Raw genomic sequence first — 26,088 nt, forward strand, 5'->3', positions numbered from 1 at the left:
CTAAGACTGATCTGAGACTGCCTGAGACTGCCTGAGACTGATCTAAGCCGGGCTACGACCGTTCACGAACGCCTACTTGGCGTCCTCAGCCCACAGCGAGCGCACATGCGTCAGGTGCTCGTGCATCAGCTCCCCCACCCGTTCGACGTCCCGCGCCACCAGCGCGTCCACGATCGCCACGTGCTCCTGCGCGGAGGACACCAGCGAACCCTGGTCGGACAGCTGGCGCAGGCCGTACAGCCGCGCGCGGCTGCGCAGGTCGCCGACGACCTCGACCAGCCGGCGGTTGCCGGCCAGGGCGAGGAGCTCCAGGTGGAAGCGCTGGTCGGCCTCGATGTACCCGATCAGGTCGCCGCGTTCGGCGGCGGCCACGATCAGCTGGGCGATCGGGCGCAGCGCCTCCAGTTGCCCGGGCGTCGCGGCCTTCGCCGCGGCCACCACCGTCGGCACCTCGATGAGCATCCGGATCGCGGTGTACTCGTCCAGGTCGCGCGGGGACACCTCGGTCACCCGGAAGCCCTTGTTGCGGACGACCTCGACGAGGTTCTCCTTCGCGAGGTCCAGCATCGCCTCGCGCACGGGAGTCGCCGACACCCCGAACTCGGTGGCCAGCGTGGGCGCGGAGTACACGATCCCGGGCCGGAGTTCGCCGCTGATGAGCGCGGCGCGCAGGGCGTACGTGATCTGTTCACGCAGCGACTGCCGTTCGGCGACGGCCTTGAGCCCGAGCATCGCCGGCCCGGGTGCGGACATCCCTGTGAGTGCCGGGATCTGTCCCTGTTCCGCTTCCGATCCAGCGCCCAGACGCATGATCGTCTTCACCTCCGGTCCCGTTCGTACGCCGCCCCCGCGACGGCAAGATCCTCCCACGCCATGCCGACGCTCTTGAACAGGCGGGGACGGGCGGGAGCTGCGGGGATACGCCCCGTCACCAGGTCGGCGAGCGAGCCGACCACATGATCACGGTTGATCGCGCGGTCGCGCAGGGGAATCAGCACATCCCCGGCTTCACGCAGCGCGGCGGGTACTGATTCCACCACGACGGTAGCGCGCCGGACGAGTTCCGTGTCGGTCTCCCGGGCATCGGGCTCGTGCGAGCCGACCGCGACGACGGTCGTGTGGGCGGGTACGAGGCTTCCGTCGAACAGGGGGCCGCGGGCGGTGGTACAGCAGGCGATCAGGTCCGCGCGGGCCACATCGGCGGGGGTCCCGACGCGGGTCTCGACGTCGGTTTCCCGCACTCTCCGTACGAATTCCTCCGTCCGTCGCGCGTCCCGGCCGACCACGGTCACCTCAGTGACCGGCCGTACGACCCGCAGCGCCTCGATGTGGTGCCACGCCTGCGGTCCCGTGCCGAAGACCACGAGGTGGGAGGCGTCGGCCGTGGCCAGGTGCCGCACGGCCACGGCGGATACGGCAGGTGTCCGGAGGGACGTCAGCGCGGTGCCGTCGAGCAGCGCGATCGGGGTGAGTGTCGCGGCGTCGAACAGGACGTACAGCGCGGTGATCCGCGGCAGGTCCCTGGCGGGGTTGCCCGGGGCGACCGAGGCGAGTTTGACACCGGCGTACGGCCCGGCCTCGGACGGCATGAGCAGCAGTTGCCCGGCCGTCACATCCGTGATTGTGCGGGCCGGGTCGGAGTCCGGGTCGAAGCCGTCGATGAGGATCTTCTCGATCGTGTCGATGGCCTCGGACATGCCCGGCATGGTGGTCACGTAGGGGAGGCTCATCGCAGCGTGTACCCCGTACCGAGGTCGTCGAACGGGTCGGGCAGGAACCGGTGCTCACCGGTGCGGAACGCGGTGCCCTCCACTTCGGTTTCCACGCCGTCGGGCCCATCACCGACAACACGTCCGATGAAGACCGTTCTGATAATCGACTCGTGCCGCAGCGCCGGCCCCTGTTTGATCAGCCCGTCGGCGTACAGCAGCGCGAGCTGCGCCGAGGTGCCCGAGCCGCACGGCGAGCGGTCGACCTGGCCGTCGGCGAACACGGTGACGTTGCGCTGCGCGGGGCCTTCGGCGGTGTCGGGGCGTTCCTCGTACAGGATCACTCCGTACAGTTCCTCCGGCAGATCGGTCAGTTCACGCTTGGTCTCCCGTCCGGCGCGGATCAGGTCGTCGCGGTGTTCGGGGACCAGCGGGATGCCCAGGGTCCTGGCGTCGACGCTCGCGTAGTGCGCGCCGCCGTCGTCGGCGGGCACGATGAAGTCGCCGTACATGCCGGCGTGTCCCCGCGGTTCGTGGCACAGCAACCGCCGGATCTGGTCCGCGGGGTGGTACGGGTGCCCGATCAGGTTCACCCGGCGCTCAGCGACGGTGTTCCCGGGCAGTGGCGGCAGGCCGTCGGCGACGATCCGGAACGGTTCGCCGACGGTGTGGTAGTCGACGTTCTCGACGGTCTGCATCAGGGGTGACTCCTGGACTGCTCTCGGCTGGAGCTGTTCTCGACTGGGTTGGTCACTGATTGGGCTGGTCTCTGATTGGGCCCCTCTTGACTGAGCCCCTCTTGACTGAGCCGGTTTTGACTGGGCCGGTCTTGACTGGGGCTGGTCCTTACCCGCTCAGTCCGTCCCTGTTTCTGACGCCGACTGAATCGGGCCCGCCGCCCGGGGAGGGCTGATGCCGGGGAGGCTTCCCTTCCCGGACGGCGGGGGTCTGGGTGTTCATCAAGCACTAGACGCTCGGCAGCAGGGAAACCGTGCGGGTGCTCGTGTAGAAGTCGAGGGCGGCCCGCCCCTGTTCGCGCGGGCCGTGGCTGGACACCTTCTCGCCGCCGAACGGCAAATGGAAGTCAACTCCGGTCGTCGGCGCGTTCACCTTGATCAGGCCGGTGTCCAACCGGTCAACTGCGGCCAGTGCCGCGTTCAGGTCCGCAGTGTGGATCGACGACACCAGACCCTGTCGTACGGAATTGGCAAGGTCGATCGCCGCGTCCAGGTCGGGCGCGCTCAACAGCAGCGCGATCGGCCCGAACACTTCGTCGCCGGCCAGGACGTGACCGGCGGGAACGTCCTCGACGAGGGTCGGCTCCACGAACCAGCCGGGTCGGTCCGGCGCGTGACCACCCGTCAGAACTGTGCCGCCGACCGCGTCAAGGACCCGCTGCCGGGCCGCCCCGGTGATGACCGGAGTGGCTTCGAGCTTCCCGACGGCCTTGACCAGTGCGTCCCGCAGCGGGCCCGGGTCGCCCACGGCGATGATCCGCTTGGTGGCCGTGCACTTCTGCCCGGCGAAGCCGAACGCCGCGCCCACGAGCTGTTCCGCTGTCTTGTGCACATCGGCGTCCGGCAGCACGATCGCCGCGTTCTGCCCGCCCATCTCCGCCTGCACGGGGATTCCGCGCCCGGTCGCCGCCCCGACCACGACCGTGCCGACCGCCGTCGAGCCGGTGAACGACACCACGTCGGCGGCCCCGACGATCGCGGAGCCTTCCGCGGCCCCGCCCGGGACGACGGTGAACAGTCCGTCCGGCAGCCCGAGCAGCTCGGCGAGGCGCAGCGCGCACGCCGTCGCCTCCTCGGACGGCTTGAGCAGTACGGCGTTCCCGGCGGCCAGCGCCGGGGCGGCCTTCCACACGGGGATGGCGAGCGGGAAGTTCCACGGAGTGATCAGTCCCGCCACCCCGTGCGGACGGCGGCGGGTGAACAGCAGTCCGGGCCCGGCGGCCGGCTCGTGGACGGAGCCGGCCGGGTCGTACACCGTCTGTGCGTAGTAACGCAGGATGGCGACCGTACGGGCGACTTCGCCCCGGGCTTCGGCGGTCGGCTTGCCGACCTCACGGACGACCAGGGCGGTGAGTTCGTCGGACGCGGCGGCGACGCGGTCGGCGGCGGAGCTGAGGGCGGCGGAGCGCGCGGCGGCACCGGCGGCCAGCCAGTCCCGCTGGGCGGTGCGCGCCCGCGCGGCAGCGGACCGTACGCCTTCCGCACCCGCTGCCGTGAAGGAGAGGACTACATCGCTGGGGTCCGCTGGGTTGGTGCTGTTCATCGGGGGTGCCTTCCGGGGGCAGGGGGCGCGTCGGACATGGAAGTAACAGTCACAGCAGGAATCCCTCCGGGAACGGGTCGCCCGGATCCAGGAAGTACTGTGCCGTCCCGGTCAGCCACGCCCGCCCGGTCACCGTGGGGATCACCGCGGGCAGCCCGCCCACAGCCGTCTCCGCCACCAGCCGCCCGGTGAACCGCGTCCCGATGAACGACTCGTTCACGAAGTCGGTGTCGAGGCCCAGCTCGCCGCGCGCGTGCAGCTGCGCCATCCGGGCGCTGGTCCCGGTCCCGCACGGCGACCGGTCGAACCAGCCCGGGTGGATCGCCATCGCGTGCTGCGACACCTGTGCGTTCGAGCCCGGCGCGGTGAACTGCACGTGGTGGCACACGTCGATCGCCGGATCGGTCGGGTGTACGGGACGGTCGTGTTCGTTGACCGCGTCCATCAGTGCGAGCCCGGCGTCCAGGATCTGCTGCTTGTACGCGCGGTCGAACTTCAGCCCCACCCGGTCCAGCGGCAGGATCGCGTAGAAGTTCCCGCCGAAGGCGAGGTCGTAGGTGATCTCCCCCAGACCGGGGACGTCCACCCTGCGGTCCAGTCCCAGGCTGAACGACGGGACGTTACGGATCGTCACCGACCGGGCCGCACCGTCTTCGACGGCCACCTCCGCGATGACCAGGCCCGCGGGAGTGTCGAGACGGATCGTCGTGACCGGCTCGACCACCTCCACCATCCCGGTCTCCACCAGCACCGTCGCGACGCCGATCGTCCCGTGCCCGCACATCGGCAGACAGCCGGACACCTCTATGTAGAGGACGCCCCAGTCCGCGTCGGGGCGGGTCGGCGGCTGGAGTATCGCGCCGCTCATGGCCGAGTGCCCGCGCGGCTCGTACATCAGGAGGGTGCGCAGACTGTCCATGTGTTCCAGGAAGTGCAGTCGTCGTTCGGACATCGTCGCCCCGGGGATCACACCTACTCCGCCGGTGATGACGCGGGTCGGCATGCCTTCGGTGTGCGAGTCGACGGCGTGGAAGATGTTGCGGGTGCGCATGGGTTCCTTCCCCGGTTCGCAGTTGTGACGTGCGGGAGGGGTGCGGGCGTTACCCCGCCCACACCCCGGACTTGTCAGGTGAGGCCTTCGGCCACGGCCTTCTCCGTCGCCTGGCGGACCGCCGTCGCCGTGGCCGCGGGCAGCGGCAGCCGCGGCGGCCTGCACGGTCCGCCGGGCCGGCCGACGATGTCCATCGACAGCTTGATCGCCTGGACGAACTCGGACTTCGAGTCCCAGCGCAGGAGTTCGTGCAGGGTGCGGTACAGCGGAAGCGCGGTGGTCAGGTCACCGGACACCGCCGCGTTGTACAGCTCCACCGAGGTGCGCGGCAGCGCGTTCGGGTAGCCGGCCACCCAGCCCTTGGCCCCGGCGATCGCCAGTTCGAGCAGTACATCGTCGGCGCCGATCAACAGGTCAAGACCGGGGGCGAGTTCGGCGATCCGGTAGGCCCGGCGGACGTCGCCGCTGAACTCCTTGACCGCGTGGATCAGCCCCTCCCCGTGCAGCACGGCGAGCAGCTCGGGCGTCAGGTCGACCTTCGTGTCGATCGGGTTGTTGTACGCGACGATCGGCAGCCCGGCGGCGGCCACCTCGCGGTAGTGCGCGACCACGGCGTCGTCGGGGGCCCGGAAGGTGTTCGGCGGCAGCAGCATGACCGACGCGCACCCGGCCTCGGCCGCCTGCTCGGTCCAGTGGCGGGCCTCCGCGCTGCCGTACGCGGCGACGCCAGGCATGACCCGGTCCCCGCCGATGGCCTCGACGGCCGTACGGACGACCTGCGCGCGCTCCTCGGCGGTGAGCACCTGGTATTCGCCCAGGGAGCCGTTCGGGACTACGCCTTCACAGCCTTCGGCGACCAGCCACCGGCAATGCTCGCCGAACGCGTCGAAGTCGACGGAGAGGTCGGCGCGCAGCGGCAGTGTGGTGGCGACCATGACGCCGTGCCAGGGCTTGCGGGAGGTGGTGGTCATCGTGACTCCTCAAGATCTGAATGGGCTGACTGAGCTGACTGAGCTGAACGGGCTGATTGAACTGAGTGAACTGAGTGAGCTGACACAGGCTGAGCGGACGCGAGCAGGCCCAGGGGGACGGGCTGGGCCACCGGACGGGTGCCGGTGAGCTCGCTGAGCGTCGGTTCCCGGCCGCACAGGTGCGCGGTCAGGCAAGCGGTGCCGGTGCCGCACATGCGGCCCTGGCACCAGCCCATGCCGGTGCGGGTGAGCAGTTTCACCGAGCGCGCGTCGGACGCGCCCAGGTCTTCGACGGCCGCGCGGACCGCTGATACGGGGACCTCCTCGCAGCGGCAGACGAGGGTGTCGTCCGTCAGCCAGGAGGTCCAGCCAGGGCGTACGGGATGCGCGGCGTGCAAGGCCTCGCCGAAGGCTCTGAGGCGACGGCGGGAGCGCACAGCCTTGGCGGAGGGCTGCCGGTCGGCGATCGACTGGGCCGCCAACTCGCCCTCAATGATGGAGAGTTGCGCACCGCCGATGCCGGTCGTCTCGCCTGCCGCCCACACTCCGGGGACGGATGTGCGCTGCTGCGCGTCGACGGCGAGGACCGGTGAACCGTCACCGTCGGCCGTTGTCGCGCACCCGAGTTCCAGCGCGAGGTCGAGCTGCGCGGTGAGACCGTAGCCGACTGCCAGCGCATCGCAGTCGATCCGGCGGGCGGTGCCGGGAACGACGTTCCAGTCCCGGTCCAGTTTCGCCACCGTCACGGCTTCGAGCCGGTCCGCGCCGTGTGCGGCGACAACGGCGTGCCGCGTACGGAGCGGGACCTTGTGCCTGAGCAGACCCGTACCGTATTCGGCTCCTTCGAGGAGCTTGCCGGGGTTGGCTGCGATCGCGGGGAAGTGTGATGCGTAGCCGAGGACACTGTTGGCCTCGTAGACCCCGACGACCTTCGAGCCCGCAGCGGCGAGCCCGGCGGCGACGGTGAGCAGCAGTGGCCCGGTGCCCGCGACCACGACGTGCCCGCCGGGCAGGCACAGATTGGCCTTGAGCATCGCCTGTGCGCCACCTGCGGTGACAACTCCGGGCAACGTCCAACCTGGGAAGGGGAGTTGCTTCTCGTACGCCCCGGTCGCGATCAGTACAGACCGTGCGCTGACGGTCAATTCGACATCGTCCACCAGCGTGCGCACAGTGAACCCGTGCTCGATGGTCCACACCTGACGGCCCGGCAGCCAGTCGGCCGTGCTGCGGTCGAGGCGGGCCATGAGCCCGGTGTACGTCGACCACGCGTGGTGCAGTCGATCGATACGACGCGCACCGAGCCGGGGGTCCGGTGTGCGGTAGAACTGCCCGCCGGGGCGGGCCGCGCCGTCGATCAGGGCGACGGAGAGCCCGGCCTCGGAAGCGGTGACCGCCGCCGAAAGCCCGGCCGGTCCGGCCCCGACGACTGCGAGGTCATAGGTGGTCATGCCCGGTCCCCTCCTGGGTGCGGACGGCGTCCCCGGGGCGGGCCTCGGCGAGGCAGGCCCGGACGTTGGGGCGGTCGTTGACGGTCACCAGGCAGTCGAAACAGACACCTATGCCACAAAAGACCCCACGTGGCCGGGCGTCCTGGCGGGTGCTGCGCCAGGACGTGATCCCGGCGCTCCACAGCGCGGCGGCGACGGTCTGACCGGGCAGAACGGCGACGGCTCTGCCGTCGATCGATATCTCGTACGGATTACCCGGTGCGGCGTGGACGTACTCAAGGGGGTTCACACCGGCACCTCCTGGAAGCGGTCGGGACGGAAGGGAGTGAGATCGAGGTCCGGGGTCTCACCTGTGAGGTTCTGCGCGATCAGGTGCCCGGTCGCCGGGGCGAGCCCGATGCCCGCGCCTTCGTGACCGCACGCGTGGAACAGGCCGGGGACCCGTGGATCGGGACCGATGGCCGGCAGGTGGTCGGGCATGTACGGGCGGAAGCCCCGGTAGGCGCGCATGACCGAGACCTGGTCGAGTACGGGGAACAGCGCTACCGCCTGGGCGGCGAGGCGTTGCAGCACCGGGACCGACAGCGTCCGGTCGAAGCCGGTCCGCTCCCGGCTGGCACCGATCAGGACCGGTCCGGCCGCCGTGCCTTCGACCACGGCTGAGGTCTGCAGGTCGGCGGAGTCGCTGGCGACGTCCGCGACGTAGTCGGCCGCGTACACCTTGCGCCGCACGATGAGCGGCAGCGGTTCGGTGACGAGGATGAAGCCGCGCCGGGGCAGCACCGGCAGGTGTGCGCCGGCGAGCTTCGCGATCTCGCCGCCCCAGGTCCCGGCTGCGTTGACCACCGCGCCGGTCGGGATGCGCTGACGGTCGGTCAGCACTTCCCGTACGTGGCCGTCCTTCGTCGTCCCGATGCCGGTGACCGTGGTCCCGGTGAGGACGGTCAACCGCATCGTCCGCCGCGCCTCACGGATGAAGTGGGCCGCGGCGAGCATCGGCTGGACCTGGGCGTCCTGTGGATAGAGGACACCGCCGGCCAGTCCTTCGGCCAAGTGGGGTTCGAGCGTGCGCAGTTCGCCGGCGGCCACGGGGATGGTCTCCACTCCCCGCTGCCGGGCGGCGAACTTCCGCAGCGCGTCGAGCCCCTGTTCGTCCGAGGCGACGACGAGGCCGCCCTTGGATTCGAATTCGACGGCGCAGGGGTCGACGCCGCGGGATTCGACACTGTGGGACTCAGCGCCGCGGGACTCAGCGCCGCGGGACTCAGCGCTGTGCCGTTCAAGGCTGGAGGATCGGCCTTCCGTCAGCTCGCGCCACAGCCGGTTGGACAGTAAGGCGAGATCCAGTTCGGGGCCCGGCTCCTTGTCGGAGACGAGGATGTTCCCCTCGCCCGCGCCGGTTGTGCCACCGGCGACGGAGCCCCGGTCGACGAGGGTTACGGTCAGGCCCGCCCGCACTGCGTACAGCGCGCAGGCGGCCCCGACCAGGCCGGCGCCGATGACGACGACATCGCATGTCTGAGTACCAGTCACATCAGTACAATGTCACATGGCAGAGCGGTTTGCCTAGAGATCTGACGGCAGATCATCTCCGCGCGCTGTTCCCGTCGGCACTGCCCATCCAAGGTGACCGGGTCGCGGCGCGACGGTCCTGCGCCGACGTCGAATGTTAAAGAGATAGTAAATGCAATGTCACACACGAAATGTGATGCCGTTTACTCTTGACCCTGCGTCAGCTTGTGCCGCACAGTCCCATCACCGGCTCGGCGACAACCGCTGAGCCCCACCTCCCGCAGGGAAACCCCCACGATGACCACGCCATCCCGGGCTGCCCTGGAACCTGTCGTCCCCAGTGCGCCGGAGCCCGCAGCGCCGCCCGAACCCTCTGTGGAACCCGCAGTCGCAAAGGCACTGCTCGGCCGCTCCCCCGCGCAACTGGCCTGGCGAAGGTTCCGCCGCGACCGCACCGGTGTCACCGCCGGCGTCGTCGTCGCCCTGTTCTTCCTGATCGGCTTCGGCGCACCGCTCCTGTCGGAGCTCTACGGCAAGGACCCGTACGCCACGTACGGACAGAACACCCCCGGACTGCTGAACGACTACGGCTTCCCCGTCGGCGACGCCGGCGGCATGTCCGGAGAATTCTGGTTCGGCCTTGAGCCGGGACTGGGCCGGGACGTGCTGACCCAGCTCGCGTACGGCATCCGTACCTCGCTGCTGATCTCCCTGGCGGTGGTGGTCATCACCACCGTCGTCGGGGTGCTGCTCGGAGTCACCGCCGGTTACCTCGGCGGCAAGGCCGACTTCGTGATCAGCCGGGTGATCGACGTGATGCTGTCGTTCCCGAACACCCTGTTCTTCATCGCCTTCACCCCGGTGGTCATGTCCTTCATGACCACCGCGAACGAGGAGACCGCTTCGTGGAAGCGGGGCCTGGTGCTGATCGTCGTCCTGTCGTCCTTCGGCTGGACGTCGGTGGCCCGGCTCCTGCGCGGCCAGGTGCTGTCCCTGCGGGAGCGCGAGTACGTCGAAGCAGCCCGGGTCACCGGCAGCGGGTCCCGGCGGATCATCCTCAAGGAACTCCTGCCGAACCTGTGGACGCCGATCCTCGTCACCTCCTCCCTAGCGGTGCCGGCGTATGTGACCACTGAGGCCGCGCTGTCCTTCCTGGGCGTCGGCATGGTCGAACCCACCCCCGACTGGGGCCGCATGATCCTGCGCGGCGCGGAGGTCTTCGACTCCGACACCGCCTACATGCTCTTCCCCGGCATCGCCATGTTGATCTTCGTGGTCGCTTTCAACCTGCTCGGGGACTCGGTGCGCGACGCGCTCGACCCGAAGACGAACCGCTGACCCCAAGACGAACCGCCGATCCAAGACGAACCGCCGATCCAAGACGAACTGCTGACCCCGCCTACCTGTCACCAGAGGAAAACCCCGTGAACAGACACAAACAGCGCCTCACCGCCCTCGCCGGTGTGGCCGTCATCGGCCTGTCCTGCCTCACCGCGTGCGGTGGCGACAGCAAGGACAAGGCCGACAAACCGAAGGCCGGCGACGGCAAGCCCGTCGCGCAGGTCCGCGGGACGACCGTCGGCACCGCCGCCGACTCCAAGGGCCCGGCCAAGGAGGTGCCCGGTGCCAAGAAGGGCGGCATCGTCACCGACCTGGAGAAGACCGACTTCAACCACCTCGACCCGCAGCGCGTGTACGTCAGCCACGAGCAGACGATGAGCCTGCTCCTGTCGCGCACCCTCACCGCCTACAAGCAGGACGGTGACAAGACCACCCTGGTGGGCGACCTGGCCACGGACACCGGCACCACGCCCGACGGCGGTAAGACCTGGAAGTTCACGCTCAAGGACGGGCTGAAGTACGAGGACGGCTCGCCCATCAAAGCGGCCGACGTCAAGTACGGCGTGGAGCGGTCCTTCGACAAGCAGATCACCGGCGGACCCACCTACGTGCAGGAGTGGCTGACCGGCAACCCCGACTTCCGGGCGGTCTACGCCGGTCCGTACGACGGGAAGTCCTACGACGCCATCGAGGCGCCCGACGACAAGACCGTGGTCTTCAAGCTGGCCAGTGCCCGCGGTGACCTGCCCTTCGCAGTCGCGCTGAACACCTCCTCGCCGGTCCCCAAGGCCAAGGACACCAAGCTCGAGTACGACAAGCGGCCCTTCTCCTCAGGCCCGTACCGCATCGACAAGCATGAGATCGACAAGTCGATGACCATCGTGCGCAACGAGCACTGGGACCCGAACACCGACGCGGTGCGCACCGCCTACCCGGACGGGTTCGCCTCCGAGTTCGGCCTGACGACACTTCAGATCAACGAGCGCCTCCTGGCCGCCAACGGCTCGGACAAGACCGCCCTGACCTTCCGTTCGCAGGTGCCCCGCGAGCTGGCCCAGAAGGTGATCGAGACCCCGGACCTCAAGGCACGCACCACGGACGGCGTCACGCCGTACGCCGAGTACTTCGAGATGAACAACAGGCGGGTCACCAACCCGAAGATCCGCCAGGCGCTCATCGCGGCCTTCCCCAAGCAGCAGGTCCGGCAGATCCTCGGCGGCCCCGCGTACGGCGAACTGTCCACCACGTACACCTCGCCGACCATGCCCGGCTACGAGAACTTCGACGTCTACAAGGTCCCGCCGACCGGTGACCCGGCCAAGGCCAAACAGCTGATCACCGAATCCGGACAGCCCGCCCCGACGATCGTCTTCGCCTACTCGCAGACGGACCTGTGGGAACAGATCGCCGTCGCCGTCACCGAGGGCCTGGAGAAGGCCGGCTTCAAGGTCGTCAAGAGGCCCGTCAGCGACAAGTCGTACTACACCGAGATCGGCAAGGTGAACAACGAGTTCGACCTGTACTGGTCGGGCTGGGGCGCCGACTGGCCCAGCGGCTCCTCCGTGCTGCCACTGAAGTTCGACGGCCGCAAGATCCAGGACGACGGCACGGTCTACGGCCTGTTCGACGACGCCGCGGTCAACACCGAGATCGACCGCGTCATGGCGCTCACCGACACCACCGCGGCCGGCAAGGCCTGGGCTGCACTGGACAGGCAACTCGTCGAGAAGGCAGCCGCGGTGCCGTTCGTCTACAGGCGCGGCCTGTACCTCTACGGCCCCGGCCTGGGCGGCGTCTACCTGGGCGCGGGCTACGGCACGCCGTACCCGGTCAACATCTTCGTGAAGTAGCCAGCGAGTAGTCAGCGCGTAGTCGCCAAGCAGTCGTCAAGTAGTCACTGAGCAGTCGCCCGGCCCGGCCGGAAGGTCCCCCCTTCCGGCCGGGCCACCACCTTCCGCTCCCCAGCGTGTCGAGAGACTCCCATGCTGCATTTCCTCATCCGCCGGTCCCTCGGCGCGGTCCTCATCCTGCTGGTGGTGTCCACCGCCACCTTCTTCCTCTTCTTCGCCCTGCCCGACGACCCGGCCCGGCTGTCCTGTGGCAAGACCTGCACGCCCGAGACGCTGGCCGTGATCCGCGAGAACCTGGGCCTGAGCAAGTCCGTGCCCGTGCAGTACCGGGACTACATGTCCGGCCTGTTCGTCGGCCGTGACTTCGGCCCCAAGCACTGCGAAGCCCCGTGCCTGGGCTACTCGTTCGTCAACAACGAGCCGGTCCTTAACACCCTCATGGACCGGCTGCCCGCCACCTTGTCCCTGGCCTTCGGCGCGTCCGTCGTCTTCCTCACCGGCGGCATCGTCACCGGCATGGTCGCCGCGCTGCACCGCGGCAAGTGGATCGACAAGCTCCTGATGGGCCTGTCCCTGGTGGGCGCGTCCGTGCAGATCTACTTCCTGGGCGTCCTGGCGCTGGGCATCTTCGTCCGTAAGCTCGACTGGCTGCCCGAGCCGAAGTACCACCCGCTGTTCACCGACGGACCCGGCGAATGGGCCGGCGGGCTGATCCTGCCCTGGCTGGTCCTGGGGGTCATCAACGCCGCCGTCTACGCCAGGCTCACCCGGTCCTCGATGGTGGACACGCTCGGCGAGGAATACGTCCGTACGGCCAAGGCCAAGGGCCTGCGCAGCCGCAAAGTCCTGCTCAAGCACGCCTGGCGCGGCGCGATGACCCCCATCGTCACCATCTACGGCATCGAACTGGGCGTCCTCCTGGGCGGTGCGGTCATCACCGAGACCACCTTCAACATCCACGGCATCGGCAAGCTGGCCGTCCGGTCCGTCGTCGAGTCAGACCTGCCGTCGATCATGGGCGTGGTGCTGATCGCCGCCACCGCGATGGTCGTCGCCAACATCGTCGTCGACGCGGTCTACGCCGTCATCGACCCCCGGGTGCGTGTGTCATGAGCCCTCTGCTGTCCGTGCAGGACCTGCGTGTGAGCTTCCGTACGGAAGACGGCCTGGTCAAAGCCGTCGACGGACTGTCCTTCGACCTGTCGAAGGGCCGCACCCTCGGCATCGTCGGCGAATCCGGCTCCGGCAAGTCCGTCACCAACCTCGCGGTACTCGGTCTGCACAACCCCGAACACACCGAGACCACCGGGCGGATCACCTACAACGGCCGCCGGCTCATCGGCATGCCCGAACGCGAGATGGAGGACCTCAGGGGCCGCCGCATCTCCATGATCTTCCAGGACCCGCTGACCGCGCTGTCGCCGTTCTACTCCATCGGCGACCAGATCGCCGAGACCTACCGCAGGCACCTGGGCGGCACGAAGAAGGCCGCGTGGGCCCGCGCGGTGGAGATGCTGTCCCGGGTCGGCATCCCCCACCCGGCCAAGCGGGCGCGCGACTACGCGCACCAGTTCTCCGGCGGCATGCGGCAGCGCGCGATGATCGCGATGGCCCTGTCCTGCGACCCCGACCTGCTGATCGCCGACGAGCCGACGACCGCGCTGGACGTCACCGTGCAGGCGCAGATCCTCGACCTGCTGCGCGACCTCCAGGAGGACACCGGCACAGCGATCATCCTCATCACCCACGACCTGGGAGTCGTCGCCGACATCGCCGACGAGGTCCTGGTGATGTACGCCGGACGCTGCGTGGAGAAGGGCACCACCGCGGAGATCCTCGACAATCCTCAACACCCGTACACCCGGGGCCTGTTGACGTCCATGCCACACCTCGACGGCAACGTGGACGCCGCGCTGACCCCCGTGCGCGGAACACCGCCCAGCCTGCTCGACCCGCCGACCGGCTGCGCCTTCCATCCGCGCTGTGACTTCGCGATGGACGTCTGCACCTCCGTACGACCCGAACTCATGGGCACCGAGCGGCAGTCCGCGTGCCACCTCGACCCCGCCGACCGCAGCCGGCTGCTCACCGTGGAGACCGTGCGATGACCGTCACCTCACCCGCTCCCACTGTCCCTGTCAAAGACGGACAGCGGCCGCTCCTCGAAGTCACCGACGTGACAAAGCATTTCCCCGTACGGTCTGGAATCCTGCAACGGCAGACCGGTGCGGTGCAGGCCGTCGACGGGGTGTCGTTCAGCGTCGCACCCGGGGAGAGCTTCGGGCTCGTCGGCGAATCCGGCTGCGGCAAGTCGACAACCGGCCGGGTGATCGCCCGGCTCCTGGAGCCGACATCCGGCCGGATCGTGTTCGACGGCCAGGACATCACGCACGCCTCCCGCAGGCAGCTGGCCGCGCTGCGCACGGACATCCAGATGATCTTCCAGGACCCGTACTCCTCACTGAACCCCCGGCACACCGTCGGCACGATCATCGCCGGCCCGATGGAGGTCAACGGCATCAATCCGCCCGGGGGCCGCCGCAAACGCGTCCAGGAGATCCTGGAGACCGTCGGCCTGAACCCCGAGCACTACAACCGGTTCCCGCACGAGTTCTCCGGCGGTCAGCGCCAGCGCATCGGCATCGCGCGGGCGCTGGCCCTCCAGCCGAAGCTGATCATCGCCGACGAGCCGGTGTCCGCACTTGACGTGTCGATCCAGGCGCAGGTGGTGAACCTGCTCCAGCAGCTCCAGCGTGACCTGGGCATCGCGTTTGTGTTCATCGCCCACGATCTGGCCATCGTGCGGCACTTCTCCCAGCGGATCGCGGTGATGTACCTCGGCCGCATCGTCGAGATCGCCGACCGGCACACGCTGTACGAGTCGCCACGCCACCCGTACACGCACGCGCTGCTGTCCGCCGTACCGGATTCACCGGGGAAGAAGCGCGAACGCATCCGCCTTGTCGGCGACGTGCCCAGCCCGATCGACCCGCCGTCGGGGTGCCGGTTCCGGACACGGTGCTGGAAGGCGCAGGAGGTGTGCGCGACGACTACGCCGCCGCTGGAGGGCGCGGACGGTCATCTGACGGCCTGCCACTTCCCGGAGTGAGCAAGAAGTTCTTCAGCTCTCCAACACAACCAGCGCCTCCCGGCAGGCGGCGAGCAGGGCTTCGTCGCCCGGGATGTCGCTGGTGCTGAAACCGTTCGGGTCGTAGTTGTGCCGTCCTCGTCTGTCGAGCTCCCCGCGCACCAACGGCACCGCGACTCCCGCCGCGGCCGGGCCCATGTCCAGGAAGCATTCCGCGATGCCCTTGCGTGTGTGCGGATTCTCAACCCACGCGGCGCTCAACACCGGAAGCACCGCGCCGACCTCGCCGTCGATCCGCCACAGTGCGCTCGCGGCCCTGACCCGGTGCCAGACATTCTCGGCGGTGAGCTCTGCCCGAAGCTCCGCAGCGGAGGACGCGGCAGTCGGCTCGGGAACCGCCGCGGCACCGAGGCCGACGAGCGCTGAGACCAGGCCGTCCCGGCGCGCGTCGTACCCCTTCTTCGCGGGGAGTTCCCGCAGGCGTTCGCGGACGAGCGGCAGCAGGTCCACTGCTGTGGAGCCCATTCCGCCAATCAGATATCCGATGTCGGCGGGCATCTCCTCGTACTCCAACGCCCAGCGCAGTGCGGGCAGAACCCGGACATCGCCGATCTGCGCGAGGGCACGCAGAACCTCCCCGCAGTAGGGGAGACCGGAGCCGTACAGGATCACCCACGGTGGCACCTCGCCGCCGAACGCATCCGGTTTCTCCGCTCGCGGACTGTGGTTGAGGAGTTCCACCAGTGCGTCGGCGGCGGGAGCCGCCAGCTTGTGCAGGCCCACCAGCGCGTGCGCGGCAGCGGCCACCAGGCGCGGCTCGGTGGCCGACAACTGCTCGCCGATCTGTGCCACCACCGACCCGTACGGTCCACGGAACTCACGCATCATCAGCGAGCTGATGCGCACGGCGTCGGTCCTGCGTTCCCAGCCGGTGGCCGTCAGTTCGGCGGAAAGCAATGTCAGACGCTCTTGCGTACGGTCGCCAAGCGCGTTGTGCGCCTCCCGTACAAGACCGGACAGCCACGGGGCCCGGCGGCCGGCCCGGTTCTGGTCGTTCAGCCGGCGGTTCATCCCGGTGAGGGTGGTCGGGGCCGGGCTGCCACCGGTGCCCGTCTCAGGGGCCGCATCCGCATACGCCTCATCGAGGAGACCGGCGATCACCCGCGCCACCCCCGGCGTGGGGGAAATGCGGATCAACTGGGTCAGTGCCGCGAGCCGGACCGCCGGATCTTCCGCTCCCTCAGTCAGTTCGCGCAGCCACCCGGCGATGTCCGAGCCCGCCGCCAGCTTGCCGATCGCGTCCAGGAGCCCCAGCCGGGCCTCCGGGTCGTCTTCCTGGCCGAAGCAGCGCCGCAGCACCGGCAGGGACTCGTCCGCGTAGTCCCGGCACACCGTCAACACGTGCGCGGCATTCCGGCGCACCGCTGGGACCTCGTCGTCGAGTAGCAGCAGGAACAGCGGGTGCCCCACCTGCACCGCCGCACCCGCGAGGAGCCGGTTCCGCAGCGCGGCGGCGTCCTCCTCGTCGTCCTCGTCCAGGTGACCGAGGTCGTTCTGGTCGCCGATGCCGCCCAGCAGCTCCAGGATGCGTTCGCGGTCCGGGAGCCCCGGCACCGCGACGATCTCCAGGAGGAACGGGACGGCCGCGAGCGTGGAGTCGTAGATGTCGCCCTGGTGGTGCACGGCGCCGTACATCCCGTCCAGGGACTGCTCCTGGACCTCCGGGTCGTCCGACAGCAGTCCGCGCAATAGCGACGGTACGTCCTTTGCGGAGCCGTAGGCGTGCTTCAGCGAGCCCCAGTCGATGGAGTCGAGTCCGGCGAGCATGCGGGTCCTTCCAACGGCGCGGGCGTGAACCGGCACGCTACCCGTTGCGCGTGCTGAGCATGGGATTCGCACGGAGCGAGTGCCCCGTACCGGGCGCTGATTCCGCAGGAATCCCTCGATCAACCCCACTGCCTCTCCGGCCGCCGGAGCCCACGCCGCACCGCACCAGGCGCACGGGCGCCCCCTTGGAACCCCGCCAGCCCACTGTTAGCTTCGGTCGTACCTGGTTGATCCGGCACCGCCGACGGAAGAAGGGCACACGATGCCTGCACTCCCCGCACCCGCCGCCCGACGCATGATGAGCGTGCTCCTGCGCACCGTCCTGCGGCCCGAAGTCCCGGTCCCCGCACAGCGCAGGTGGATGGAGACGATCGCGCGGGGCATCCCGCTGCCGCGCGGCATCAGGACCATGAAGGGCATGCTCGGCGGCGTGCCGACGATCCGCGTCCGGCCGCAGGACGGCAATCCGGCGCGGGCTGTCCTCTACCTGCACGGCGGCGGGTACATCGCCGGGTCCGCGCGGACCTACCTCGGCCTGGGCGCGCACCTCGCGCTCGCCGCCGACGCGACGGTCTACCTCCCGGACTACCGGCTGGCCCCCGAGCACCCCTTCCCCGCCGCGCAGGACGACGCGGTCGACACGTACCGCGCGCTGCTCGCGTCGGCGTGGGAGCCGGAGCAGTTGGTCCTGGCGGGCGACTCCGCCGGTGGCGGGCTCGCGGTCTCCACCTCCGTCCGGCTGCGCGACGCAGGTGAACCGCTGCCGGCCGCACTGGCGCTGATCTCCCCGTGGATGGACGTCGACCGCTGGACCGGCACGCAGACGCCCGAGCGGGACGACGATCCACTGCTCCGGGTCGCCTGGGTCCGGCAGATGGCTGAGCTGTGCCGCACCGATATGCGGGCCGACGACCCGGCGCTGTCCCCCGCGTACGCCGATCTGACGGGCCTGCCGCCGATGCTGGTGCAGGCAGGGCAGGACGACCTGCTGGCCCCGGACTCGGCGCTGCTCCACAACCTCGCGCAGAAGGTGGGCGTGCCGGTCGAGTACGTCCCGTACGAGGGCCTGTGGCACGAATTCCAGACGCTGGCCGGTTCACTGGCGGAGGCCGATGCCGCGGTGGCGGCGATGGGGGCCTACATCCGGGAGGCGACGGCGTACAGCGGCGCACGGTAGGACGCGACGGCGACAGAACCGCAGGGCAGGACGCGACGGCGTACGGAACTACCCGGTAGGACGCCACGGGATACAGCGCCGCAAGGTCGGACGCCGCGGGTCCCGGTCACCGCCGTGACCGGGACCCGCGGGCGTTCGGATCAGCCGGCCGGGCGCACCCGGATCATCGTGTACCGGCCGTCGAGGAACTCGGCGGTCACATCGATGCGGGTGTTGGTGTCCGGCACCTTCACGCCGTTGTTCGGCAGCTCAGGGATCCAGTACTTCCCCGTGCGGTCGTTGAACGACGACACCCCCTTGTGCGCCGGGATCTTCGTCGCGACACCCGCGTTGTGCAGGGTGAGCGCGTCGTACCTACCCGTGGTGAACGTCGCGTCGTAGGTCTGGACGCGGCCGTTCATGTTCGCGCCGTTCGCCCACTTCAGCGGCGCCGGGTTGGCGTCGATCGGCAGGATCTGCCCCTCGCCGGGGTGGTCCGGGGTCGAGCTGTCGGCGTAGCTGCCGTCGTACAGCGAGATCAGGACACCGTCCTGGTACGCGTACCGCTCGGTGATGTCGCCCTTTCCGGGGACACCCCAGTTGCCGTAGTTGTACGGGCCGTACTTCAGCCGCTCGTCGTAGCCGAGGTAGCGGCGGTTCTCCACGAAGTACGCCATGGGGTGAACCTCGTCCCACTGCCCGGTGCTGCGCTGGAAGCCGCCGGCGGCCGTCCAGCCGTTGTCCCCGGACTCCACGTCGTCGGCGAACAGCTCGGTGCCGTCGGCGGCGACCTTCACCAGGTCCGCGGCGAAGCCGGGCTTGTTGACGCCGGTGTCACTGGTCGCCCGGAAGCGGAACAGGACGTCCTTCCCGGCGAACGCGTCGAGCGGGTAGGCCACGTCGAGCCAGCCGCCGGACTTCCCGTTGAGCGCCGGCACCCCGTCGGCCGTACGCTCGAGCGGCTTCCCGTTGAGCGTGCCGTCGAGGTACGTCCAGTCCGCGCCGCCGTTGACCGAGACCTCCGCGTACACGAAGTCGCAGGCCACCTCGGTCTCGAACCAGACCTTGGCTTCCAGGGAGGCCTTCTGCTTACCCGTCAGTTTCACCGGGCGGGTCAGGGTCGCGTTGAGGTTGTCGTGTTTGGACGACCACCACATCTGCTTGCCCTGGAACGGTGTGGTGACCGTACGGGTGACCGTCTTCTTCGGCAGGTCCACGATCACGGCCTGCTTGCCGAAGCTGGTGAACGCCGTCGGGCCGAGGATGTGCTGGGAGTTCGTCCCCGCCTTGGCCTTGTCGTAGTCGAGCCAGCCCAGCTGGAAGCGGTCCCACGCGTTCATCCCGCCGGGGAGGCGACCGTTGGCCTCGCCCATGTACGAACCGGAGGACATCAGCGTCCAGAAGCCGGAGGAGTTGTCTCCCTTGTTCTCACCGGTGCTGTACTCGTCCGGGAGCCCCAGGTCGTGGCCGAACTCATGGGCGAACAGGCCCACTCCGCTGTTCTCGCCGCCGGTCACGTAGTCGTTGACCCACAGGCCGGTGTCGCCGACCGGCGCGCCGCCCTGCTTGTTGTACTGCGGCCCGGTCTTGCCGACGCCGCCGGTGAAGGCGTTGGAGCGGTGCGCCCACACCGCGTCGGTGCCCTGCGTGCCGCCGCCCCACGTGCCGTCGATCCCGGCGTGCACGATCTGGAACCGGTCGAGGTAGCCGTCCGGCTCCTCGTAGTTCCCGTCGTGGTCGTAGTCGTAGCGGTCCCACTGGTCGTACTTCGCGAGCGCCGTCTTGATCTGCCCGCTGGTCTTCCCGGCCGCCTTCTCCCGGGCGACGTACGCCTCCAGGGCGTCGCCGATCAGATTCGACGAACAGGCCATGCCGCACACGTCGTTGCCGTAGCGGGCCTCGTTGTACGGGACCTTCACCCAGTCGGTGACCTCGCCCTTGAGGCCGTACCGGCCCGAGGACTGCGCGTTGTAGTAGTTCGTCAGGGAGTTCGCCCCCGACTTCGTGTCGAAGTACAGCTTCTGGAAGTAGTCCTTGCCGAAGTCCTTCTCCCAGTAGGTGTGGTTGTCGGCCGCGGGGTCCGGCTTGGGGATCGCGTTGTGCAGCGGCCCGGCGGTGCCGCCGTACTGCGGGTCGACCTTGTCGCCGAACTCGGCGAGGACCACGAACATGTTGTCCGTACGGTCGCGGGGCAGTTGGACGGAGTCCCACTGGCCGAGCTTGACCGTGTTGGGGCTGCCCGGAGCGACGCCGCGGGCCTGCGGCCCTCCGGCGGCGGGCTGTTCGCCGTTCTCAAGCCGCAGATTGGCCGCGGTCTGCAGCTTGTCCTGCTGTTTGGCGGCGAGGGGGGACAGTGCGACGTCCGGCTGCACGGGCCCCGGGGAGTCCGGGACGCCGGGCGGAGCGGACTCCGCCGCGTGGGTGGCCGGGGCGATGCCCACAGCGAGTGCGGCTCCGACGGCGAGCGCCGTGAGGGACCGGGTGAAGTGCGTTCTGCGCACGGGGACGTGCTCCTCTCCGGGCGGTGGGCAGTCGAACTGGCCCCACCGGCAAGGCGGATGACGGGAGGTGAGCTGGTGGCCCGACCGCGGCGGCATACGCCGCGGTCGAGCGATTCAGTAATATGTCATACGTGAGCCTGCACTAGAAGGGTTCGCGTCCATCGCCGTCGAACTGTTGACAAGTGCAGGCGAAAACCGGTGTGCTATGTCACATGGCATTCAAGCCCGGCCCGGCCCTGGACCCCTACCTCCGGCAGTGCGCCCGCACCCAGCGCTTCACCCGGGGCGCGCCACGCGCCGTCAGCATCGCCGCCGACGGCCGCCGCGCCCTGTTCCTGCGCTCCGCCGGCCCGATCGACCCGGTCGACGCACTGTGGCAACTCGACCTGACGACCGGTGAGGAACGCCTGCTCGCCGACCCGGGGGAACTTTCCAGCTTCGCCGGCACCGCGCTCCCCGCCGAAGAGGCCGCGCTGCGCGAACGCACGAGGCTTTCCACCGCCGGGATCGGGACGTACGCAACCGACGCTGAATTCCGTACGATCGCCTTCGCGCTCGACGGACGGCTGTTCAGCGGCACCGACGAGATCGCCACCCCCGGGCCGGTCTTCGACCCGCGCCCGGCACCGGACGGTAAGCGGATCGCCTACGTCACCGAGGGCACACTGCACGTGCTGGGTCTTGAAGTCGGCCGTACGGAAGTCAGCTGGGACCGTACGGAATTCCCGTACGTCACCGGTGCCGACTGGTCTTCGGGCGGACCCTTCGTCACCGTCGCCGACCGGTTGCAGCAGCGCCTGCAACTGCTCTACGACACCGCGTACACCGAGCGCTATCTCGGTATGCCGCAGGACAACCCCGAGGTGTACGAAGCCGACGGACTGCTCGCCGACGCCCCCCGGCTGACCCGGCCACTGTTGCTCATCCAAGGGCTGGCCGACGACAACGTGCCCCCGCTGCACACGTTCCACCTGTCCCAGGCGCTGCACGAAGCCGGGCGCCCGCACGCCGTGCTGCCGCTCCCCGGCGTTTCCCACCTGACGCCGAACGGCTTAGCCGAACGCACAATGGTCGCGGAACTGGACTTCATCCGCCGCGCCCTCAACTCCTGAGGAGGACCGGATGTCCTTCAACACCGGCAGCCATGACCTGCCCGTCTCCGACGCGCTCGCCGTTTTCATGTCCGGCGACTGGGCCGACACCACGGCCGACCCCGCGGCCGACCCCGGCGTTACGATCAACATGTAGGGACAGGTCGTGTCGATCAGCGGCATTCCGCGAATACGCCGCCCGGATTGCCGGAATCGCTCTGTGGGATTCCCATGGTCAACGCAGTGGTTCCCGCGTTAGCGGCACCTGGCCGGTCCGCTGTCGGCACAAGTCGCTATTCTCCGCAGATCATCATGGCCTGGGGGGAAACCAGTACTGCGCGTGTGAGCGGAACCAGCCGGGTCGTACACGCCTTGTCCGGCTCCGGTGACAGTCGGGACCGCCGCCGCCATCGGCCTCATCCTGTTCTTCGTCTGCGCCGTCTACACCCACGTGCGGGCCGGAGACTACTCAGCTCAATTCGCCTCGGCGAACGGATTCCTCCTACTGGCTCTAGCCGTACTGGTATTGGGACTTGCCTCGTCCTGAGACGAACAGGCCCTAGCTGTCCAGTGCCACTCCCCGGGTCACCGGCACCCAAGCCGCCTTGCTCAAGTCCGCATCGCCGGAGTTGAGCGTGCCCTTCGGCTCCAGGAACAGCACCCGAGTGCCGGGGATCCCCGACGGCCGGTGCGGCAGCCCGCGCGGCACGGTGAACACCTGCATCGGCTTGAGGACCACCGGGTCGCGGCCCTCAAGCTCCAAGGTGAGTTCCCCCGCTATGCACAGGAAGAACTCGTCGGTTTCGGCGTGTGCGTGCCAGACGTACTGTCCTTCCGTCTTGGCGATCTTCACGTCGTAGTCGTTCACTGTCGCGGCGATGCGCGGGTCCCAGAACGCGTCGAAGGTCTCGTACGCCTGAGTGAGGTCTACGGAGGCGGAGGTCTTCTGATCATCAGTCATGGGGCAAGCCTGCCATGTCGCACCTTCCGGACCGTGGCCGCCGAACGCGACGAGTGCGCGTCCGGGTCTTAGCTGTCCGTGTCGGGGCTCAGCAACGCGCCGATCCCGAGCGCGACTTCGTCCATCCGTGTGGCATCGACGGGATTCTCCACATGCGCCCCGATCAACCGGAACACACCTGGCCCGCTGACCTCCGCCGGCCAGTCCGGCATACGCGGCACGATGTGGAAGTGGACGTGCGAAAAACCCGCCGCCTCAGCGAACTGGGCGACGTAGCTCTTCGCACACCCGGTGTAGTCCTGAAGCGCACGGGAAATCCGTACCTGCCAAAGACCCAGACCGGCGGCCTCCTCGAACGACAGATGCGCCGGTACTGGTACGAGCCCGCCGGCGTCGAGGAGGGCCAGCTCGGTCAGCATGCCGTCGAGTGAGCTGCCGAGCTGGGCGGCGTAGCTGAACCGGCTGCATTGATCTCCGCCCACTGTCAGAGCTCCGGCAAAGTGACACCGGTCATCGGGAGGCTGCGTTCTTCGAGCCAGAAGAGGTAGGCGCGGAGGTAGGTCTCAAGGCCGTCGTCGAGATAAACGGCGTAGTCACGGAGGCCGATAGCGGCTTCGGCCTCTTGGGAGTTCGGGGAGGATGCCCAGACCGGCGTAAGACCGGTGAGCCACTCCTGGACCCGGCCGCGATTACGCCACCAGTCGCGTACGGATTCGGTGGTCCAGTGGTCATCGCCGTCCTTGGCGTATGCGCCGAACGGGTCGTTCCAGGCGGATTCTGCCAGCCCGGCGACCTCGTCCGCGCTACGGGGCTGCCGGAACACGACCTCCGAGCCGAACCCGTCCTCATAAAGGACGTTGTCAGGCGCGTGCAGCCGCCCGCACCAGCAACTGTCGGTCTCCGCCCCGTAGAACGGGCCTGGCACGTTCCGCCAGTCCAGGTTCTTCCACTGGCCGCCGAAGGTGTTCCGCAGTGGTTCCGGCAGAGCGGAATGCGCGGGCAGCGGATCCCAGTACAGCGGTTGAAGCGTCATGCGACCCGATGCTAAAGCCCGGCGCTCGACGACACTATGAAGATCGATGGGCGCGGCTTACTGAACCTCGCCGATCCGCAGCCGGTTCCCGTCCGGGTCGGTCACGTGGACCTCGCGGGACCACGGGGCGACCTGGGTCAGACCCGGCAGAGGATCTCCCCGTGCAGCACCCCCAGCCACCCGTCGGGGTCCGTCGACCAGGCACTCCACGCGTCGCTCATCCGCTGGAGGCCGTCCTGCGTGGCCAGGCCGTCGGCCAGTGCCTGGTCGGCGAGGGCGGACTTCAGGATGCGGTCCCGCCACATGCCGCCCCACCACGCGCGGTCCTCGTCGTTCGCGAAGCACCAGACCGACGCGGTCGGCGTCACGTCGGTGAATCCGGCTTCCCTGGCCCAGGACAGCAGTCGCCGCCCGGCATCCGGTTCGCCCTGGTTGGCGCGGGCAGCGCGCTGATACAGCGTCATCCACTGGTCCAGCGCGGGCAGTTGCGGGAACCAGGTGAATCCGGAGTAGTCGGAGTCGCGGGCAGCGACGATGCCGCCGGGCTTGCACACCCTGCGCATCTCCCGCATCGCCAGCACAGGGTCGGCGACGTGCTGCAGGACCTGGTGGGCGTGCACGACGTCGAACGAGTTGTCAGGGAGGTCCAACGCGTGGACGTCGGCCGTACGGAATTCGACGTTGTTCACACCCGCACAATTGCGCCGGGCTTCATCGAGCACGGCGGGGGCATTCTCCACGCCGGTCACCCGACCGGGTGCCACCAGTGCGGCCAGGTCTGCGGTGATGGTGCCCGGACCGCAGCCGACGTCCAGCACGGACATGCCGGGCCGCAGGTGCCCGAGCAGATAGTCGGCGGAGTTGGCGGCGGTGCGCCACATGTGTGAGCGCAGTACCGATTCGTGGTGCCCGTGGGTGTAGGCGGCCTTCTCAGTCATGGCGGAGTCTCCCTGACGTGTCGTCATGCTGGCAGTCGCGACTCTAGCCAGCGATACCGCATGTTGAGAATCATGTCTCACATTCTGGATACAGATCGTCTGCCGTAAGGGGTCTGTTGATTTCCATCCAATGGATCGCGTCTCGCGATACCCCACCCTTGGCCTCACGCGTGGTTGAAGTTCCACAATGATCATTCCAGTCGGCCCCGGCCGGCGGATCGATCCACAGGGAGGGCATGACATGCACGCCATACGACTCCACACCTTTGGTCCGGCTGAGAATCTGAGCTACGAAGAGGTCCCCACCCCGGTGCCGTCCGAAGGGCAGGTGCTGATCGATGTCCGGGTGAGCGGCGTCCACTTCATCGAGACCACGCTCCGGCGCGGCCAGGGCATCGGCCCGCATCTGCCGCCAGTACTGCCGACGACCCTCGGCGGGGAGGTCGCCGGTGTCGTGACCGCGGTGGGCCCGGCGGTGGACAAGCAATGGGTGGGCCGCCGGGTGGTGGCCGCGCTGGATTCGGGCGGTGGGTACGCCGAGGAGGCGGTTGCCGCCGTCGGTTCCCTCCACCCGATCCCCGATCACCTGGACGCGGAGACCGCCGTGGCGATGGTGACGACCGGGGCCACAGTCCAGGGCCTGCTGCGTGTCGCGCAGCTCTCCGAGCGTGACGTCGTCCTGGTCATGTCGGCGGCCGGCGGGGTCGGCAGTCTGCTCGTCCAGGCCGCGCGCCAGGCCGGTGCGGTCGTCGTGGGAGTGGCCGGTGGGCCCGCGAAGGTGGAGCGTGTCCGTGCCCTCGGCGCCGATGTCGCGGTGGACTACCGGGACGCCGACTGGCCCGCGCGCGTCCGGGCGGCTCTGGACGGAATCGCGGTCGGCGACGGAAGCATGGTCCGCGACGGAAGCCCGGCCCTCGACGGAAGCCCGGCCGGGCGTGCGGTGAGCGTGGTCTTCGACGGCGTCGGCGGCGCTTCCGGACGCGAGGCTTTCGAGCTGCTCGGCCCCGGTGGCCGCTTCCTGCTGCACGGCTGGGCAGCGGGGGAACCTACTCAGATCACGACACAGGACCTCATCGAGCGTCAGCTGACCGCCACCTGGGCGCTCGGCCCCGGCATGGTTCCCTCCGGTGGCTGGCGTGAACTGCAGGCCCGGTCGTTGGACGAGGCGGCGGCGGGCCGCCTCATCCCGTTGATCATGCGGTTCCCGCTCAAGCGGGCCGCAGACGCGCACGCGGCCCTGGAGACCCGCGCGGCCGAGGGCAAAGTGGTGCTGACGACCGACGAGCGCTGACTCTGGCTCTGGCTCTGGCTCTGGCAAAAGCATGTGT

Annotated in this window: 25 protein-coding genes; 10 read left to right on the top strand and 15 right to left on the bottom strand. The window is 69.1% G+C overall.

Features of this window, described 5'->3' with window-relative positions; all coding sequences use genetic code 11:
• Positions 1-72: 72 nt before the first annotated feature.
• The 9 genes from AC0Z36_RS09690 to AC0Z36_RS09730 form a co-directional block, all read right to left on the bottom strand.
• Positions 73-753: a GntR family transcriptional regulator gene (locus AC0Z36_RS09690; RefSeq protein ID WP_485462342.1), complete on the bottom strand. Its 681-nt coding sequence runs from the start codon at positions 751-753 to the stop codon at positions 73-75.
• Between the two features lie 65 nt (positions 754-818).
• Positions 819-1,706 (bottom strand): ornithine cyclodeaminase family protein, encoded by an 888-nt coding sequence (locus tag AC0Z36_RS09695; RefSeq protein ID WP_485462410.1) that lies wholly within the window; start codon positions 1,704-1,706, stop codon positions 819-821.
• 20 nt (positions 1,707-1,726) lie between these two features.
• Positions 1,727-2,407, bottom strand: coding sequence for a proline racemase family protein (locus AC0Z36_RS09700; RefSeq protein ID WP_485462343.1), 681 nt, complete (start codon positions 2,405-2,407; stop codon positions 1,727-1,729).
• Between the two features lie 268 nt (positions 2,408-2,675).
• Positions 2,676-3,989, bottom strand: a complete 1,314-nt coding sequence (locus AC0Z36_RS09705; RefSeq protein WP_485462344.1) for an aldehyde dehydrogenase family protein — start codon at positions 3,987-3,989, stop codon at positions 2,676-2,678.
• Positions 3,990-4,038: 49 nt separating this feature from the next.
• Positions 4,039-5,040 (bottom strand): proline racemase family protein, encoded by a 1,002-nt coding sequence (locus AC0Z36_RS09710; protein WP_485462345.1) that lies wholly within the window; start codon positions 5,038-5,040, stop codon positions 4,039-4,041.
• Between the two features lie 74 nt (positions 5,041-5,114).
• A complete protein-coding gene (locus tag AC0Z36_RS09715) occupies positions 5,115-6,011 on the bottom strand; it encodes a dihydrodipicolinate synthase family protein (RefSeq protein ID WP_485462346.1) in 897 nt (298 codons plus the stop codon).
• The gene (locus AC0Z36_RS09720) at positions 6,008-7,462 is read right to left on the bottom strand and encodes an FAD-dependent oxidoreductase (protein WP_485462347.1); all 1,455 of its coding nucleotides are present in this window, start codon (positions 7,460-7,462) and stop codon (positions 6,008-6,010) included. Before AC0Z36_RS09720 ends, AC0Z36_RS09715 begins: the two co-directional genes overlap by 4 nt.
• A complete protein-coding gene (locus tag AC0Z36_RS09725) occupies positions 7,449-7,751 on the bottom strand; it encodes a (2Fe-2S)-binding protein (protein WP_485462348.1) in 303 nt (100 codons plus the stop codon). Before AC0Z36_RS09725 ends, AC0Z36_RS09720 begins: the two co-directional genes overlap by 14 nt.
• Complete coding sequence (locus AC0Z36_RS09730; protein WP_485462349.1) at positions 7,748-8,995, bottom strand: NAD(P)/FAD-dependent oxidoreductase; 1,248 nt, start codon at positions 8,993-8,995, stop codon at positions 7,748-7,750. The genes AC0Z36_RS09725 and AC0Z36_RS09730 overlap by 4 nt, the downstream gene beginning before the upstream one ends.
• A gap of 276 nt (positions 8,996-9,271) precedes the next feature.
• Between AC0Z36_RS09730 and AC0Z36_RS09735 the strand changes: the two genes are divergently transcribed.
• The 5 genes from AC0Z36_RS09735 to AC0Z36_RS09755 all read left to right on the top strand — a co-directional run bounded on the left by AC0Z36_RS09735 (position 9,272) and on the right by AC0Z36_RS09755 (position 15,274).
• Entirely contained in the window at positions 9,272-10,312 is a 1,041-nt protein-coding gene (locus AC0Z36_RS09735; RefSeq protein ID WP_485462350.1) for an ABC transporter permease, read from the top strand.
• Positions 10,313-10,398: 86 nt separating this feature from the next.
• A complete protein-coding gene (locus AC0Z36_RS09740) occupies positions 10,399-12,165 on the top strand; it encodes an ABC transporter substrate-binding protein (RefSeq protein ID WP_485462351.1) in 1,767 nt (588 codons plus the stop codon).
• Positions 12,166-12,297: 132 nt separating this feature from the next.
• Positions 12,298-13,278 carry an ABC transporter permease gene (locus AC0Z36_RS09745; protein WP_485462352.1) on the top strand — a complete coding sequence of 327 codons (981 nt, stop codon included), beginning with the start codon at positions 12,298-12,300 and terminating at the stop codon, positions 13,276-13,278.
• Positions 13,275-14,273 carry an ABC transporter ATP-binding protein gene (locus AC0Z36_RS09750; RefSeq protein WP_485462353.1) on the top strand — a complete coding sequence of 333 codons (999 nt, stop codon included), beginning with the start codon at positions 13,275-13,277 and terminating at the stop codon, positions 14,271-14,273. The genes AC0Z36_RS09745 and AC0Z36_RS09750 overlap by 4 nt, the downstream gene beginning before the upstream one ends.
• A complete protein-coding gene (locus AC0Z36_RS09755; protein ID WP_485462354.1) occupies positions 14,270-15,274 on the top strand; it encodes an ABC transporter ATP-binding protein in 1,005 nt (334 codons plus the stop codon). The genes AC0Z36_RS09750 and AC0Z36_RS09755 overlap by 4 nt, the downstream gene beginning before the upstream one ends.
• 12 nt (positions 15,275-15,286) lie before the next feature.
• Here AC0Z36_RS09755 and AC0Z36_RS09760 read toward each other — a convergent pair whose 3' ends face one another.
• Complete coding sequence (locus AC0Z36_RS09760; protein WP_485462355.1) at positions 15,287-17,080, bottom strand: HEAT repeat domain-containing protein; 1,794 nt, start codon at positions 17,078-17,080, stop codon at positions 15,287-15,289.
• Positions 17,081-17,342: 262 nt separating this feature from the next.
• On the opposite strand from AC0Z36_RS09760, the gene AC0Z36_RS09765 reads away from it, so the two are divergent.
• Positions 17,343-18,257, top strand: coding sequence for an alpha/beta hydrolase (locus AC0Z36_RS09765; RefSeq protein ID WP_485462356.1), 915 nt, complete (start codon positions 17,343-17,345; stop codon positions 18,255-18,257).
• 140 nt (positions 18,258-18,397) lie between these two features.
• On the opposite strand, the gene AC0Z36_RS09770 is transcribed toward AC0Z36_RS09765, so the two are convergent.
• A complete protein-coding gene (locus AC0Z36_RS09770) occupies positions 18,398-20,737 on the bottom strand; it encodes an immune inhibitor A domain-containing protein (protein WP_485462357.1) in 2,340 nt (779 codons plus the stop codon).
• A gap of 212 nt (positions 20,738-20,949) precedes the next feature.
• Here AC0Z36_RS09770 and AC0Z36_RS09775 point away from each other — a divergent pair, with 212 nt between their 5' ends.
• The 3 genes from AC0Z36_RS09775 to AC0Z36_RS09785 all read left to right on the top strand — a co-directional run bounded on the left by AC0Z36_RS09775 (position 20,950) and on the right by AC0Z36_RS09785 (position 22,375).
• Complete coding sequence (locus AC0Z36_RS09775) at positions 20,950-21,849, top strand: alpha/beta hydrolase family protein (protein WP_485462358.1); 900 nt, start codon at positions 20,950-20,952, stop codon at positions 21,847-21,849.
• Positions 21,850-21,859: 10 nt separating this feature from the next.
• Positions 21,860-21,985, top strand: coding sequence for a hypothetical protein (locus tag AC0Z36_RS09780; protein ID WP_485462359.1), 126 nt, complete (start codon positions 21,860-21,862; stop codon positions 21,983-21,985).
• A gap of 228 nt (positions 21,986-22,213) precedes the next feature.
• Positions 22,214-22,375, top strand: coding sequence for a DoxX family protein (locus AC0Z36_RS09785; RefSeq protein WP_485462360.1), 162 nt, complete (start codon positions 22,214-22,216; stop codon positions 22,373-22,375).
• Positions 22,376-22,387: 12 nt separating this feature from the next.
• On the opposite strand, the gene AC0Z36_RS09790 is transcribed toward AC0Z36_RS09785, so the two are convergent.
• From AC0Z36_RS09790 to AC0Z36_RS09805, 4 genes are all read right to left on the bottom strand, one after another.
• On the bottom strand, positions 22,388-22,789 hold the full coding sequence (locus tag AC0Z36_RS09790; RefSeq protein ID WP_485462361.1) for a cupin domain-containing protein: 402 nt from the start codon (positions 22,787-22,789) through the stop codon (positions 22,388-22,390).
• 68 nt (positions 22,790-22,857) lie between these two features.
• Positions 22,858-23,208 (bottom strand): HIT family protein, encoded by a 351-nt coding sequence (locus AC0Z36_RS09795; protein ID WP_485462362.1) that lies wholly within the window; start codon positions 23,206-23,208, stop codon positions 22,858-22,860.
• Between the two features lie 65 nt (positions 23,209-23,273).
• Positions 23,274-23,822: a hypothetical protein gene (locus AC0Z36_RS09800; RefSeq protein WP_485462363.1), complete on the bottom strand. Its 549-nt coding sequence runs from the start codon at positions 23,820-23,822 to the stop codon at positions 23,274-23,276.
• 137 nt (positions 23,823-23,959) lie between these two features.
• Positions 23,960-24,760 carry a methyltransferase domain-containing protein gene (locus AC0Z36_RS09805; protein ID WP_485462364.1) on the bottom strand — a complete coding sequence of 267 codons (801 nt, stop codon included), beginning with the start codon at positions 24,758-24,760 and terminating at the stop codon, positions 23,960-23,962.
• A gap of 241 nt (positions 24,761-25,001) precedes the next feature.
• Between AC0Z36_RS09805 and AC0Z36_RS09810 the strand changes: the two genes are divergently transcribed.
• Entirely contained in the window at positions 25,002-26,051 is a 1,050-nt protein-coding gene (locus AC0Z36_RS09810; RefSeq protein WP_485462365.1) for a zinc-binding dehydrogenase, read from the top strand.
• The last annotated feature ends 37 nt before the right edge of the window (positions 26,052-26,088 follow it).

It is taken from the genome of Kitasatospora sp. UYEF31 (assembly GCF_057291755.1).